Origin of the sequence: Streptomyces sp. NPDC051561, from assembly GCF_044454195.1 — a bacterium.
In the GTDB taxonomy this organism is placed as follows: Bacteria; Actinomycetota; Actinomycetes; order Streptomycetales; family Streptomycetaceae; genus Streptomyces.
This window is the reverse complement of sequence record NZ_JBITDM010000032.1, coordinates 1-14252: the sequence shown is the minus strand read 5'-3', so window position 1 is coordinate 14252 and position 14252 is coordinate 1. Positions and strand designations below refer to the sequence as shown.

The following is a 14252-nucleotide window of genomic DNA, read 5'->3' as shown; positions in this document are numbered from 1 at the left end:
CCAGCCGCCCGGGCCGGTTCAGCCCATCACGGACAGAACGAAGGCGACAGGGCCCGGGTGTCCGGCCTGCTACGGGCGGGCCTTACGCAACGCAGGCTCCCCATAGAGGAGCTCGACGAATTCCTTCGTGGGCGGATACCCGCCGGAACGCTCCTGCACGAAGGCCCGGATAGTGCTGCGCCGGGCAGCGGCGTTCGCCGCCGGATCCAGCCGCCCTGACTCCATGAGCTCGGTTGCCAGCTTCGGCAAGTCGGCTGAGAACTCTGTGTAGATGCGTTTCGTCGCCTCGGCCACGCGCAGCGTCGCCTCAGTCATCGCGTCGTGCCCGAGCCAGCTCAGGCCGGTACGCCGGACTGACTGCAGCTGGGGCAATTCGCGCAGGACGATACGCTCCCTTTCGGCGTTCTTCGTGGCTTCCCGGAACGACGGAAGATCCTCCAGAAGGCCGGCGAGGCGGTTGGCCTCCTGCGGCGTGGACCGGGGATCCTCCGGCGGGGTCGTTGCCTCAGTCGCCGGTCGCTGCTCGTACTTCTCCTCCAGCCCGGAGAGTTGGTCAGTGATCTCAACCCACCAGGCGGCGTCGGCTCGCCACACGTGAAGGACTCCGGCGACCACGAAACTCAGAGTGAGCTCGCGGCAACGGCCCTGTTCCCCGGAAAGCTGCTCGACAAGGTTCTCCAGCAGGGCGTGGTCCGGGCGGGAGAAGCGTGTGCCGAGGTCCTTGAACTCCTCGTCGGCTGGCAGATCGGCACCCGCCAGTATGTCGGGCCCGCAGTACAAGATGGGTGCGCCCGCGCGGGCGGCCAGGGCAATGAACGCGGGCGCAGCAAGCTGTGCTGGGGTGGTCGTGTGGACGAGGGACTCCCCTTCGGGAAGCCCTTGGAGGAGGACCAGGGCGTGCTCCTCTGCCCACTGCGGTGTCTTCTGCAGAGTGCTGTCCAGCTCCGGGACCACCGTCGGGTCGATGTCCTCGATCACGCTGTTGCTTCGTGTCGTAGTCACCACCGCACCGTAGAAGCCGGGTCTGACAACGCAGCGTCCTCCGTACGATGGTGACGCGGGGTTGCCGCCGTTCCCTGGACCTCGGTGCAGGTCAGCGGGGTTTAAGTGAGTCAGGCAGGTGCGCAGCGCTGGATCGTCGGCCGAGCGAGGTGTAGGGCCGTCGTGACGCTTGCCCGTGTGCCCTTGCTTTCTGGGGCTGCTGGCTCCAGGATGGGGCGCAGATCCGGCGTGCCCAGAAACGCACCGGATGAGGACAGGGCGAAGGGGCAGGTTCTTCGCCCCTTTTTCATGCTCACGCCCGGCACTGGACTCCGAGCGGGTTCCCCAGTGCCGCTCAATGTCCTTGTTTTCGGGCTCTGTTACTGCCAGGATGGGCCGCGTCTTCGGCGTGCCAGAAACCGCCGGCCAACACCAGGGTGAAGGAACTAAGTTCCTCGCCCTTTTTTCATGCCCGCACGTGCCCGGCTCCCGTCAGTGAGCCCCCAGCGCCCGTTCCTTCACAAGGCCCCGTTCTTCCGGAACGGGGCCTTCTTCATGTCCGGAATCATTCGAACCAGCCGGAAGGCAACCTCATGCACCCTGACTTCGGTCACGACGAAGAAGCAGCCGCTCTCTACCGCTACCTCTGCAGGAATCGACCCGCCCCCGCTGGGACACCTCCGACACCTGCTCATATGCCGCAGCGTCCGACCCGGCAGCTGTCTCCCGCAGAGATCGCCCGTGCGCATGGGCTCCGCCTGGGACCCGATCTTCGCCGTTCGAGCCGCACCGCAACTCCCTTCCGGCGCAACGGATCTCAAGCACGATCGGGTACGCAGGGCCTCGATGTCTTCGTCTTCCGTCACGTGCTCGACACCCTGCCCAGGTGCAGCCGTGCACAGGCTTGGGAGCTCGCGCGGGACTGGTGTCAGCGCGTCACGGATCCGCAGGAGTTCCTCCACTGGTCCTCCGTTACGGGCCTCCGCCGTCCAGAGGCCGCGCGCGAGCTACTCGACCACCACTTCACCGCAGACGTCCTGGAACGTACGGCACCCGACGGTGTCCCCGTCCGCAGCCGGCTGCGCAACGGCGATGACATCGAAGTCGTGATTGCCGCCATCTACCGCGTCGCGGCGGTGAAGTACCGCTCCCACCGGTAAAGCCCTCGGACGGGGCAACCGCCGCACTCCGCAGGCCGTCCAGGAGCTGTCCGTACGCCCTCTCCGCTTCCCGACAGCACCCGTGGGCCCGGGGGTGCACTGCCGACCGATCTCGTCTCGACGGGAGCCGGCGCGCGGCCGGGCCCCTTCGCCGCGCGCTGCAACCACCACATGGCCGACGTACTTACCCAGGCCCTGTCCGAGTTCCTTGGTGGTATCACCACCATCGTTTCCGTCACTGTGACCACTTGGGCTCTGAAACGGCTCCGTCGCCGCACCCCAGACGCTCCACCGCCCCTGTCTCCGACCCGCCGCGAGGACGATCGCCCCTCTGACAGTCCGTGAAGCCCCGCGTGCTTTGCGCGGCCGGCGGGTGAAAGGTCTGGGCGCTGGAGAGCGCCGCCCTGCGCGACCAGCACCTCGTCGTCAGCACGCCGCACGGAACGAGATGTCGGTGGCGAGGCGTTTCCGACCCCCGGCACCGGCGGCATCAGGCCGGGGTGTCACTCTGTACGTCGCCCGGCGGTGCCCATTTCTGAAGCCGATGCTGCCGTCGGGCGAACGCATAGCTGAAACCTCTGACGTCCTCAGTCAAGGCCCTGCACGGAACGCACTTCAGCGCCCGTCCAGGTGACAGCCCGGCGGGCCGCCGCACTCTTCTGCTCAACTGCTGGATAGTGGGCTCGGAATGGCCCGAGGCGGGCCGCGTTCCCTCGCCGCCCGATCCGGCGTAGCGGAGCGCAAGGAGCGTGGTACTGCACCGGCCTGCACCACCCACAGCACAAAACGTCCAGCTCATCAGTGTTTAACTGACGCCGGGATCGGGCCGCATGCGTCAGGAAGGCGCTGTTGTGAACACCCGCTCGTCGTGGACGTCCCGCAAGCTCCGGTACTGGACTGAGTGCAGTGGGAACTCCCCTCGCTCCGGCCTTCCTTCCACCCACCCGGCGCCCGAGGCCACGGGGGCGCAGCAGAGGCTGGAGAGCCTCGTACTGGAGCAACTGGGCACGTCTCCTGATCTCTGCGCCCATCCGCTGGGAATCGCGTCGGTTTCCTGCTCCCCCACGTCCCTCACCCTGCACCTGGATGCCTTCCTGGGAGGACGGCAGTACTCCTTTCCGGAGCACTGCCTCAGCCGGCTCCTTCCCACCACTCCCGGACCGGAAGGGGGACTCGAAGTGCGCGGCATCCCCGGCCTGCGGATCGACAGGACTGCGGCGGACGGCAGGCGGCTCCGCTTGCGCATGGTCCAGGACCCTGAGCAGACAGAGCTGACGCTCGTGCTCCCCGGGGAGGTGGAAGAGGACTGGGTAGACATCGAAGGCCGGCACCGGCGCTGGTGCGAGGACAACACGCTACGGCCTCTGTGGGCGAACGGACAGTTGGACGCCGTGGAAGCCGACTACCTCGGTGCCTACCCCCTTCTTGAGCGCTCACGATCGAATCGAGCAGCTGTGGGCAGCGGGCTGCTGCGGCGTAGCGCGCTCTTCCACACCGTTGCCACCTTTTACCGCGTGCAGATCTGGGACGACGGCGACAGCTGGAAGATCGACGCCCGCACTGCCTCCCCGCGGGCCTCCGGTCACGATCGGTTCGTTGACCGGTTGTGCCACCCGCGCTGGGGACTGCCCGTACACCTGGCCCACCGCTTCTGCTGGTGCGCGCCCGAGGGCGCTCCTTACCAGTGGGACCACACGTGCGCCTTCTACTTCGGCCACGCTCCCGACGATGGCCCTCTCTACCTGCGCGTTCACGCCAGCCCTGAGGGATACGACTATCGACGGCAGGTCGCCACCCTGCGCAAAGCTGGTGCATCGATGAGGTGGATGGCCCGCGCCCTCCCCCGGCAGGCGGTTCAGCAGTACGAGGAGCTTTGGCGGGAGTCGAACCGGTGACGTCAGGGGGTGAGGTCGAGCACGCGGACCGCTTCCTTTTCCCATCGGCTGGGCAGGGTCGTGGCGATCACGGCGCCGTCCGGGCGGTCGGGTGTGGGCTGGGCTGCGTACTGGCTGTGTGCGGCAGCCCACGTCTCCCGCCTGGCCATGTCGAGTACGGCGGCCAGGTCGAGGTCCAGGACCGTGATGCCAGGCATCGCGGCCAGGTGTTCGGCGGTGCCGGGGCGTGCCCGGTCGGCTTCGACGAGAGCGCAGGCCGGGGCGTAGAGAAACCACTCGGCTTCGGCATGGGCGCGGTGGATGAGTCGGGAGGCGAGGACGTTGCCCTGGCCGACGGCGGCCATCGCGCTCTCGTCCAGGACGATGTGCATCGTCCCGCTCACCGGGGCTGCACCCGGGCGAGACGGCGGTCGAGCTCGCTGTCGAGGTCTTGCTCCTCGACCTTGGACGGGGCGTACCCGTTCCATTCCTGGAGCGCGGCCCGGGCCGCGGCCGCGCGGTCGGCTCGCTCCTGCGGGGTGAGCAGGGTGTCGGCGAGACGGGCCAGGTAGGCGCGCAGCGAGAGTCCTTCGGCGGCCGCGATCGCGGCGAGCCGGTCCTTGGCTTCCTCGGGGATCCGGACGTTGGCATCAGACATGGTGGAGCTCCTTCCCATGACGCCAGGGTACGGGTACGTACCCGTACCCGTACCCGTACCCGTCAGTTCTGGCGCCGTCTGGCGCGCTCCACTCTGCGCAGCAGAAGGTCGGCAAACTGAATGATCTCGGCTGCCTCGATCGGATCTTCGAAATCGACCGTACGGTGACTGGCGGGGTTCTTGTACACGCCCATGGCACCGGCAAACAGTGCGGAAGCGGCATCCTGCTCGCCTCCTTCTGCTCCCTCATCGGTGAGCGCCCCACCCACCTTGCCATTTTGGGCTGGCAGAAATGCGGCCCTCATCAGCTTCACGCCGACCAGGGAGTTATCGAGCCCGGCGGCGTCGCGGACAGCGACCTCAACCGCTTTCATTGCGGCGAAGCACGCTGTCTCGAAGTCACCCAGGTCGTAGTTGGTGCGAACCGTTCCCTCCAGGGCGGGATGCAGGGCACCGGACAGCCGCTGACGCGCCTCGAATCGCGCTATCCCCTGCGGATCCTTCGCCAGCTCGCGGCCCTCACGGGACAGGCGGCGAAAGTTCTCCGACTGACCGTGCACCCGGGACAACAGTGCATGCGCTTCCAGCCAGGACCAGGCGTCGGACAAGCGTGCAAGGAGAACATCGACATCCGGCTCATCGTGGAATGCCTGGCGGGCCCCTCCCATCGTTCCGCCGTACTGCTGGAGGTCGCCGCCGCTGGCGAGATGCTCCAGCAGGAGAAGGGCCACGTTCCGGGTGGGCAACTGCCGAATCTGCTCTGCCGGAACCGGCGGTACGTACGTAAACGTCATGCATGCACGCTACGGCGTAACGCCGGCACTGCGCGTTGATTTTCCCGTTGATCGCTAGCCTTCGATGAGGGCAGATCACTCGGTGATTTTCTGGCTTGGGCCGGGGCTTTCGGGCATGGGTGGACTCCTGATCCCAGCTCAACTCATCCTGGCAGCAGGCACGTTGGCAACGCCACAGCGCGCCTTCGCAACGCCAAGGATCGATCCCGGCGGTGGTCGCGGAAGGGGAGAACCAGAACGGCGCTACAGGGAGCGCAGGACGGCTACGACCTTGCCCAGGATGGCCGTGCTGCTCTGCAGCGGGATCGACTGGAAGGCCAGGTTGCACGGCATCAGCCACATCCCGTCCTCGGTGATCCGCAGCTTCTTCACCGTGGGGCTGGATCCTTCGCCGGCGGGGAGGGCGGCGACGATGTCGCCGTGTGCGGCCGTCTTCTGAGCGCGGACGGTCACCACGTCACCCTCGTATATTCCGGCATCGATCATGCTCTGGCCGGTCACCGTCAACGCGAAGAGCGTCCCGTGGCCGACGGCCCGGCGCGGCATCGCCAGCAGCTCCTGGACCGGCTCCTCGGCCAGGTTCAAAGTGCCCGTGGTGATCGGGCTGAGGAGCGGGACGCGGGCGACGGCGGCCTCGCGCTCCGCTTCCTCGGCCCGCTCCGCCAGGTAGTCGTCCGAGGGGGTGGGCACGGGATCGCTGACCAGGGCCAGGGCCCGGGCGGCGAGCGCGTACGCACGCGGCCGTTGCGGGTCGCGGTGCAGGAACCCCTTGCGTTCCAGCGCCATCATCTGGTGGGCGACCGAGCTCGTGGAGGAAAGATCCACGGTGTGCCCGATCTCGCGCATGGATGGGGGATATCCCCGCGTGCGCACCGATTCGGTGATGGCCTCCAGGACGGCTCGCTGACGGAGGGTCAGCCCATCCGCGTCCTCCCAGATCCCCGGCGGCCGTCCGGGCGCAGTGGTGCTGGTGTGCATGAGAATCCCCCTGCTGAACGTGCGTGCAACTGACCGTAATGCCCGCATCACGGAAAGGGAACGCAAATTCGATCAAGAAGGGGGGCATGCCACATCCGGTGCACGCTGCCACGGCTCGAACGTCGGCGACGCCGCCTGCGTGACACGAGGATTTTGGTCCACTTGATCCGCGGACAGCATCGATACGACTCTGCTCAGGGCGCTCAGGGCAGGGAAGGGGCCGATGCGAAGCTGTGCGTGCCCGGCAGTGCCCATCTCGTGAAGCCGATGCTGCCGCCGGGCACACCCTGCCACCACGCCCTACGCCTCGAACAAGTAGCGGTGCTCACCACTTATCGACGAGGCCCTCGAGCGGGTCCACGGCATGGGCCCGGTTGATGCGGTCTGCTGCCGCAATGGCGTCGGTGATCCAGGAACGTGCCCGCATCGTGGTGCCGAGATGTGTGGCGAGGACTTTGGTGATGTCCTTGAGCTGGTCCTCGCGGTTGAAGACATCCATGACGAACGCGGCCAGCGGCTCGAAGTCGCCGTCCTGCGCCTCCTGCACGGCAGAAGCCATGGTGGAGCGTATGCGGTACAGGCCGGCGGATTCTTTCAAGTCGCGCCAGAAACGGGCCTCGTGATGGCCGGGCAGATCGTTGAGCAGGGCCGCGAGCTGCTGTTCAGCGTCCAAGGTGCGGGCTCCTTTTGTGTGACGTTCCGCCAGTATCGAAGCTGGCGCTCGCGCACCGAGCGGTTTTCCCCGAACCGCCTTCCGGCGGGGTGCCGTACCGGGTGTTCTACCAGCGGTGCAGGTCCTTGAGGAGTTCCTTGTGCCACTGGTGCCGGTGCTGGTCGGCGGTGTCCGGCTGGGGCCCGAGTGCGAGGACCTGGTCGTTGATGGCGTAGGTGAGGCGGTACAGCAGAACGCGGGTGGCGCGCTCCAGCCACTGCTCGGTGCCGCGGGCCGGAGGCGCCGGGCCGAGAACGGTGACGAACCAGGCGGGCAGGAGCAACCGGTTGCTGACCGCCTCTGCCAGTCTGCTGCGCAGAGCCAGCGTCAGCCGCTTCTCCGCCCGGGCGCCCGCGGCGAGCGCCGGCTGTTTGTCGGCGCGGGCAGCGGTGTCGGCTGCCAATGCGGCAGCCGCAGTCTTTGCCTGGCTCGACTGCCGGGGCAGGCCCTGCTGGAGGGTGGCCTCGCTGGCGATGGCACTGCGCAATTGCGTGGCGGTGTCGGTGTGGCCTTGTGTGCCGTACCGGCTGTCGGTCAGGGCGCCGACCAGTTCGACTACTTCCCCGCGGGCCCCACGGTGCCGGGCCTGTGCATCCTGGAAGCGATTGACCTGTCGTCGGTGCATGTCGCGGACATCCTCACTAAGCAGGGCGTCGGCGGCGTCCCACCCGGACTGCAGGGCGCCGGCCAGGGCACGCTGGTCAGTGGTGAAGGTGTCCAGGTCCGCAGCGGATGCTCCGCCGGCAGACATGATCTGGCCCTCCAGCAGCCGCACATGCTGGGTGAGTCGCCGGACAGCCTGCTCCGCCGTCGTGACGCGGTCTCCCAGTTCCTCTTCGATCTCATCGACCCGCTCGACCTTCTCCTCGCATTCGGAGATGTCGCTGCGGATCTTGCGCAGTTCGTAGTCCAGGTCGTCGGTGTACCCGAATCGACCCTTCAGGCTCTCTTGCTCGCTCTCCAGGTCATCCAGGCGGCTGTCCAGGTCCCTGACCTGCCGGTCGGTCTTCTGCATCCGGTACTCGAAGTCGTCACTCATTTCGCCGCCTCCTGTCCGTCTGCGGACAGCACTCCCACGGCAGCCCAGCCGACAAGGACTGCGACGATGAACCAGGCGGACAGCACTCCAAGGACGACCAGCACCAGCAAAGCCCCCAGCAGGTGCAGGCCGATGGCTGCCGCACGACGCGCCCGGTGGTCCTTGGGTGTCGCCTTCAGCGACCACCCGGCAACAGTGGCCACGCAATGCGGCACAGCCAGCACCAGCCACCACCCGGTGTAGTCGAAGAAGAAGACCGCGGCGATGAGGACAGCGGCCACACCGGACTGGAGGCGCCAGGACCAGAAGATCACCTTCTGGCTGCGCAGCCGCTGCGGTTCGGCAAGCCGGCCCGGTAGCTGCTGCTCAAACGCCAACAGCTTCTCCGCGCGTTCCACCAGGATCGCGAACGCCTCGTCAGGCACAGTCCCTTCGAGCCCCAACGCGACAACGCGCGTGTGCTGATCTGCTAACTCACGTGTGAGAAGCACATGCCGTGCGCGCAGTTCGTGTTCCGTCTCGGCCACTTTCTCCCCCGTCGCAGATGATCCCGGCCCCCGCACGCGGCGGGTACGCGGCTTCGAGTATCGCGACCGCGCCACCGCCCCACCGGATCTTCAAGAAGGCTGGCCTGAACCAGTCGACCGCCACCGGACGGCAGCCTGGTACGGCCGCCAAATAACGGAAGCACCGGGCACGCCCGCTCGATCAGGGCGGGCGCGTCCGGGGGCCGGCCAACTTCCCGCTGCCGGAATCTGCTGCTGTTCGCCGGTACTGCGCTACTGCTCTTCTGACGGGCAGTACGGGCAGTACCGGTTTGTCGGATGCGGGCCGACCAGTCCCGCCAGATGTTCCCAGGGCGTGCACTGCGGCACGGAACGCAGCAGTGAATCCAAGGCGTCGTTCAGAGCGCTGTTCGTGCTGGGAGCCAGGCCGACGGAGAGCACTCGGGTTCCGGGGTGCCAGACGGTGTGCTCGACGACTGCCGCGAGACGGTCAGCTCTGCCGTACTCGGGCAGCACGACGACCTGGTCCTGATCGGTGACAACGAGCGCCACACCGTGCGTACTGATGTGTCCGGCCTCCGCTGCGGGGTCGACCGCGGGGAGCACTACCGCCTCCAGATAGGCGCCTACGGAAGGGCCGGGGACGGGCAGCTCGCGGGGGACGTGCAAGGCGATCAGGGGGGTGCCGGGTGCGGTCGCGCACCAAGCGGGGCCGGCCGGGGCGGGCCAGGTGCCCAGCCGGGTGCCCGCAGCACCGAGCGGGTGGGCGTCGAGTGTCTCCAAGACGCACTGTGCGCGGTGGCTGGTGCTCGGGCCGGCCGGGGCGACGGCGCTGGTCAGGTGCGGTGCTGCCGGTGCCGGCAGGAGCGCGGTGTCGAGGAGGACCGTGCGTGCGCTGTTGGGGTCCCCGAAGACGCGCTGGGCGTCCTGGGCCAGCCGACGGGACGGGGCCTGCTCCATGAGCCAGTCCAATCCCTGCCAGAAGTCGCCGGTGTACGGGTGCAGTTCACCGGACAGGCCGAAACGCACCGCGGGCTCCCAGACGCGGGGATCGCACGCTGTGGGCAGGCTGCTGTGACCACCCTCGTAGCCGGGACGCCAGTCGCCGGTCGCCTGGCCCCAGCGGGTCTCCCCCAGCTCCCGTACGGAAGCCGCGAGACTGCCCTCCAGCTTCGCGGCCACCGCCAGACATCGCTGCCGGAACGCGTCAGCTTCGGCGAGCGCGGGCGGGATGTCCGCGGCGGCTGGGGCTCCGGGTTTCCAGGCGGTGGCCAGCACCGGTGTGGCACATCCCGGTGCCCACCACGCCAGACGGTGCCCCAGAGCCTGCGCGAGATCCGCCATCTCCGGTGCGGATACCGGAAGCGTCCGAAGCCGTCGGTCGAACCGCTCCGCCTCCTGGCTCTTCCCAGCCCGCACGGCATCCACTGCGAACAGGTCCAGGACGCGGACCAGCCCGGGAAGGGATCCGAACTGGTCCCTGCTCTCCGTAGGCGCCACGACCACAGTGCCCAGCAGGCCACCGGGCCCGGCCGTCATGCCCTCCAGGCCGTCGAGAACCTCGTGCACCAGGTTGTTCAGCGGGCTGCCGTGCAGCCAGAACGGCGGCCACCCCCACAGGCGATTGCTCTCCGACGGGGTCAGCACGGTCGCCAGCCACACTGACGGCCCCTGCGTCTGGGTATCGGTGTAGCGGTCGAGCTGGACGTCGATGGGCGGCCGCCGCAGATCAGCGCCCGTCTTCGCTTCCTGGCGCAGCTGCACCGTGCGCCGCTCGGCCAGCCGCAGGCGAGGCCCGTCCGGGCCGGGAAGCAGCCACGACGCCGTCCGAGGATCCAGGCGGCGTCCGGTGGCCGCGCACCAGCGGGCGACGGTGCTGCCGCGCCACAGGGGCCGCTGGTCGGTGCTCGCTTCGGCGTCCGGCAGGGGCAGCGGGTCGGTGGCGCCGGGCGCGCGGAGCTGTGTGATGCGGCCGCGGGACAGCCCTGCCAGCCGGGCGATGTCGGCGCTGCTGACGACAGCGGCGAGTGAGGTGCTGCGCGATGGGCGAAGTAGGTTCACCCACCCCACGCTAAACGAAGTGTTTAGTCGCGTGGGGTGAGTTCGTGAAACACACTCCAGACGAACTACGCCGCCGCACGCCGCCGTCTCCAAACGGGCGCAGAATGCGAGGGCCGTCCGGCATGCCGGACGGCCCTCGCATTCTGCGCCCTGGGGGTGTGGCCTGGCCTGTTGAAGGGTCTACCAGGGACGATCCCCCTGCGGTGCCCGTGGGCTGTCAACTGACAGTGACCCGCAGGCCGTACGGCGCACCCGAGCTGATGGCGGCGGCCTGCTCCTGGAGGTCGGCCTCGGTGAATTCGAGCAGGACGCGGTCTGCGGCACGGCGCAGCAGGGGGACCACGGTCGCCGCCGGGCGTCCCTGGTGGGTGGCGGCGAGCTGGGCGAACTCGTCCTCGTAGCCCCTGTAGAGGCTGGGCTTTGGGGTCATGGCAACGGCTCCTGGTGCTGTTCCGGTCGGGTGTCTCGGGCGAGTCCTGCGGTCTGGGCTGCGGCAGCCCCGGGCCTGGGGAAACTGTGCTGGCGGCGCGCGGCCGCGCGTGCGCGCGGGGAGCGGCTCCGGTCCACCACCGCGAGCGAAGCGGGCACCAGCGCGGTGCTGCCGAAGCGGGCCCTCAGCCGGTCGGCGACCTCCTCAACGGCGTGGGCCTGGGTGTCGACGGGGTCGAAGGTGAGCTGATGGGCGGCGTCGGCGACGGGCGCGAGTCCTTCCGCGCGCAGCGTGAAGGCGCGCACGCGGGCCCGCTGGAGTCCGAGCTGGGTGTGCATGTCGTAGACGGTCGCGGCCAGGGCCCGGCTGTGCTGGGTGGGTTCGCCCAGGGACCGGCTGCGGGTGGTGGTGGAGCGGTCGGCGTACCGGACGGTCACCGAGAGGGTGCCGGCGACCTGCCGGGTGGTGCGCAGGCGCAGTCCGACGTCCTCCGCGAGGGCCAGCAGTGCCCGCCGCTGAGCGTCCGGAAGGAGTTCGTCGCGGGGGAAGTCGTGCCGGGCGCTGAGGGATTTGCTCAACTCGCCGGGTTCCACCGGGCGGGGGTCGATGCCGCGGGCGCGATCGTGCAGGAGCTTGCCGGTCGCGGTGCCCAGGATGCGCTGGAGGGTGAGCAGCGGGGTGTCGGCGAGGGCGCCGATGGTGTGCAGCCCGTACCGGGTGAGAGTGCGGGCGGTCGAGGGGCCCACCCCGGGAAGGGCAGCGGCCGGGCGGGGCCGCAGGAACACCTCCACCCGGCCGGGTGGGATCAGGGTGGCGCGGCCGGGCGCGGTGACGTCGGCGGCCATCGCGGCAATCAGGCGGGTAGGGCCTCCACCAATGCTGGTGGAAATGCCGTGCAAACCGGCCACCCTCATTTGGATCATGGCGGTGAGCGCGGCGGCTTCCTTGTCGAAATGCCGCAGGGCCCCGGTGATATCGAGTTCCGCGCTGTAGTCCTGCAGCAGCGGCTGGACCCGGGGAGTGAAGCTCTGCAGGAGGTCCAGGAGGTCCTCGTACAGTTCCTCGCTCCCGGCCCCGGGCGGGAGGTGGAAGTGGACGCGAAGGATAAAGCGGTTTTGCACGGGAGCTCCCTCCTGACCGGCGGCGCCCTACCTCGACACATGTTCGAATATTTGTTCGAAGGGTAGCCGGTAGGATTCCCGAGCGCGAAAGGATCAGCAGGCCAGCGAGCTGCTGGCGACCGTCAGTCCCCGTGCCGCAGCCGTACGGAGCGGCAACTGCCATGCCGTCCGTCGACCACACGGAATTCGGCGCCCCGCCCGTCGGCCACCCGGTGGACCGCCCGCCCGTCGGCGGAGTCCTCGGCAGGGGTGAGGCGACCGGCGACGGCCGCGCCGACCTGTACGGCCGCGACCGCATCCAGGCGCACCGTGGTCGACAGCCGGCTGCCGTCGGCCTGCGATGCAGGATCGGCTACCCAGTACGACTGACCCACTCGCACGGGTGAAGTCGCCTGCGATATGGGCATGTTGGACTGCCAGGACCGCTATGCAGTTCTCATGATCAAGAAGCTTGCCTACGCCCTGGCATCGACCGCCCTCGCCATCACCCCACTGCTCACGGCCGCTCCCGCACAGGCCGCTCCCCCGCAGGTCATCTCCCTGGCCGAAGGAATCAGCGCTCTCCCGCTGGCCGCCGAGGCCCGCGACGGCTACCAGCGCACCTCGTTCAAGCACTGGGTCGACGCCGACCACAACACCTGCGACACCCGCGAGGAGGTCCTCGTCGCCGAGTCCCGCACCCCCGCCGAGATCGGCACGGGCTGCAAGGTCCTCTCAGGGAGCTGGTTCTCCTACTACGACGGCGTCACCGTCACCGCCCCCGGCGGCCTGGACATCGACCACATGGTCCCCCTCGCTGAAGCCTGGGACTCCGGGGCCTCCCAGTGGAATGCCGCCCGCCGGCAGGCATACGCCAACGACCTCGGTGCCGAGCGCTCGCTGGTGGCTGTCACCGCGAAGACCAACCGCAGCAAGAGCGACCAGGACCCGGCAGAATGGCTCCCGCCGCTCGCCGACGCACGGTGCACCTACCTGTCCGACTGGGTATCGACGAAGCTGCGCTGGGGGCTCACTGTCGACCGCTCCGAGCAGGACGCCCTGCTCAAGCTCGCGGAAGGCTGCGGATACGCCGAGGTCGAATTCGAGCCCGCACCGGAAGCCTCCGCCGGGCAGTAGCCCGGTGTTCTCAGGCGATGCCTTAGTGCCTGACGCTGTCGGGGATCTTGAAAAGTCCCCCGCTTCTGTGCTCGGTGGCCTCAGGACTCGTAGGGTCCTGGCCATGGTGACTGCGACTGTCCGATGGTGGAGCGATGAAGAGGGGTGGGGGGTGCTCGATTCGCCCGAGACTCCCGGCGGCTGTTTCGGCCACTACTCCAACATCCAGATGACCGGCTTCCGCGCTTTGTCGCCCGGGCAGCAGGTGAACCTCACGTGGGAAGCCCCCGGCTTCAAACAAGACGGCTACGACTACCGAGCGTTGAGCATCGTGGCTCTGCCGACCTGAGCTCCTGACCCGCCACCGTGAGAATGATCAGCTCAGCCTGCGGGGTGGGTGGCGACGCGCCAGGACCGCGATCGCGGGATGTGCTGCCAGTCGAGGAAGCCCTGGAGAGCGGTTGGACGCCGGGGCAGGCGGGCGGGGGCAGGTGGACGTCGATGCGTTCGAGGTTGACCGCGATGGCGGTCAGGACGTGCTGGACGTGGGCCTTGTCTTCGCTGCGGTAGCGGCACTGGCGCATGCCGTGGCCGTTGACGAACTCGCTGATCGTGCCTTCGATGGGGGCCCGTAGTGAGTAGCGCGAGAGCGTTACGAGCGGGCCTGCTCGATCGGGGACAGTGCAGCGGCCAGGATGAATCCGGTCTCGGGCAACGGGCGGCGGCTGAGGTCGCGCGGCGCCAGCTGGTAGATCTGCCGCCAGTTGCGGGGAGCCGTCGGGGCGACGACGGCTCCCCGCGTCCGAAGGATTCAGTGGCGCTGGAGCCAGAGAAGGATGAGGC

General features: G+C 68.6%; 17 protein-coding genes. 4 read left to right on the top strand and 13 right to left on the bottom strand.

The window, feature by feature from the left end:
* Window positions 1-69 precede the first annotated feature (69 nt).
* A complete protein-coding gene (locus ACIA73_RS38185; RefSeq protein WP_399443587.1) occupies window positions 70-978 on the bottom strand; it encodes a hypothetical protein in 909 nt (302 codons plus the stop codon).
* Between the two features lie 869 nt (window positions 979-1847).
* Here ACIA73_RS38185 and ACIA73_RS38180 point away from each other — a divergent pair.
* Window positions 1848-2141, top strand: a complete 294-nt coding sequence (locus ACIA73_RS38180; RefSeq protein ID WP_399443586.1) for a hypothetical protein — start codon at window positions 1848-1850, stop codon at window positions 2139-2141.
* A gap of 1178 nt (window positions 2142-3319) precedes the next feature.
* Window positions 3320-4036, top strand: a complete 717-nt coding sequence (locus ACIA73_RS38175; RefSeq protein WP_399443585.1) for a hypothetical protein — start codon at window positions 3320-3322, stop codon at window positions 4034-4036.
* Between the two features lie 2 nt (window positions 4037-4038).
* On the opposite strand, the gene ACIA73_RS38170 is transcribed toward ACIA73_RS38175, so the two are convergent.
* The 11 genes from ACIA73_RS38170 to ACIA73_RS38120 form a co-directional block, all read right to left on the bottom strand.
* Window positions 4039-4407, bottom strand: a complete 369-nt coding sequence (locus tag ACIA73_RS38170; protein WP_399443629.1) for a hypothetical protein — start codon at window positions 4405-4407, stop codon at window positions 4039-4041.
* A gap of 8 nt (window positions 4408-4415) precedes the next feature.
* Window positions 4416-4673 carry a hypothetical protein gene (locus ACIA73_RS38165; RefSeq protein ID WP_399443584.1) on the bottom strand — a complete coding sequence of 86 codons (258 nt, stop codon included), beginning with the start codon at window positions 4671-4673 and terminating at the stop codon, window positions 4416-4418.
* Between the two features lie 62 nt (window positions 4674-4735).
* Window positions 4736-5467, bottom strand: coding sequence for a TIGR02391 family protein (locus ACIA73_RS38160; protein WP_399443583.1), 732 nt, complete (start codon window positions 5465-5467; stop codon window positions 4736-4738).
* Window positions 5468-5710: 243 nt separating this feature from the next.
* Window positions 5711-6445: a transcriptional repressor LexA gene (gene lexA / locus ACIA73_RS38155; RefSeq protein WP_399443582.1), complete on the bottom strand. Its 735-nt coding sequence runs from the start codon at window positions 6443-6445 to the stop codon at window positions 5711-5713.
* 325 nt (window positions 6446-6770) lie between these two features.
* Window positions 6771-7118, bottom strand: a complete 348-nt coding sequence (locus ACIA73_RS38150) for a hypothetical protein (protein ID WP_399443581.1) — start codon at window positions 7116-7118, stop codon at window positions 6771-6773.
* A gap of 106 nt (window positions 7119-7224) precedes the next feature.
* Complete coding sequence (locus ACIA73_RS38145; RefSeq protein WP_399443580.1) at window positions 7225-8196, bottom strand: hypothetical protein; 972 nt, start codon at window positions 8194-8196, stop codon at window positions 7225-7227.
* Entirely contained in the window at window positions 8193-8621 is a 429-nt protein-coding gene (locus ACIA73_RS38140) for a hypothetical protein (RefSeq protein ID WP_399443579.1), read from the bottom strand. Before ACIA73_RS38140 ends, ACIA73_RS38145 begins: the two co-directional genes overlap by 4 nt.
* Window positions 8622-8975: 354 nt before the next feature.
* Window positions 8976-10763 carry a hypothetical protein gene (locus ACIA73_RS38135; protein ID WP_399443578.1) on the bottom strand — a complete coding sequence of 596 codons (1788 nt, stop codon included), beginning with the start codon at window positions 10761-10763 and terminating at the stop codon, window positions 8976-8978.
* Window positions 10764-10980: 217 nt separating this feature from the next.
* The gene (locus ACIA73_RS38130) at window positions 10981-11193 is read right to left on the bottom strand and encodes a hypothetical protein (RefSeq protein ID WP_399443577.1); all 213 of its coding nucleotides are present in this window, start codon (window positions 11191-11193) and stop codon (window positions 10981-10983) included.
* Window positions 11190-12314, bottom strand: coding sequence for a DNA polymerase thumb domain-containing protein (locus ACIA73_RS38125; RefSeq protein ID WP_399443576.1), 1125 nt, complete (start codon window positions 12312-12314; stop codon window positions 11190-11192). Before ACIA73_RS38125 ends, ACIA73_RS38130 begins: the two co-directional genes overlap by 4 nt.
* A gap of 122 nt (window positions 12315-12436) precedes the next feature.
* A complete protein-coding gene (locus tag ACIA73_RS38120; protein WP_399443575.1) occupies window positions 12437-12721 on the bottom strand; it encodes a hypothetical protein in 285 nt (94 codons plus the stop codon).
* 31 nt (window positions 12722-12752) lie between these two features.
* Here ACIA73_RS38120 and ACIA73_RS38115 point away from each other — a divergent pair, with 31 nt between their 5' ends.
* On the top strand, window positions 12753-13430 hold the full coding sequence (locus tag ACIA73_RS38115) for an HNH endonuclease family protein (protein WP_399443574.1): 678 nt from the start codon (window positions 12753-12755) through the stop codon (window positions 13428-13430).
* Window positions 13431-13533: 103 nt separating this feature from the next.
* Window positions 13534-13758, top strand: a complete 225-nt coding sequence (locus tag ACIA73_RS38110) for a cold-shock protein (protein WP_399443573.1) — start codon at window positions 13534-13536, stop codon at window positions 13756-13758.
* On the opposite strand, the gene ACIA73_RS38105 is transcribed toward ACIA73_RS38110, so the two are convergent.
* Window positions 13703-13993, bottom strand: coding sequence for a hypothetical protein (locus ACIA73_RS38105; RefSeq protein ID WP_399443628.1), 291 nt, complete (start codon window positions 13991-13993; stop codon window positions 13703-13705). The genes ACIA73_RS38110 and ACIA73_RS38105 overlap by 56 nt on opposite strands.
* Window positions 13994-14252: the final 259 nt, after the last annotated feature.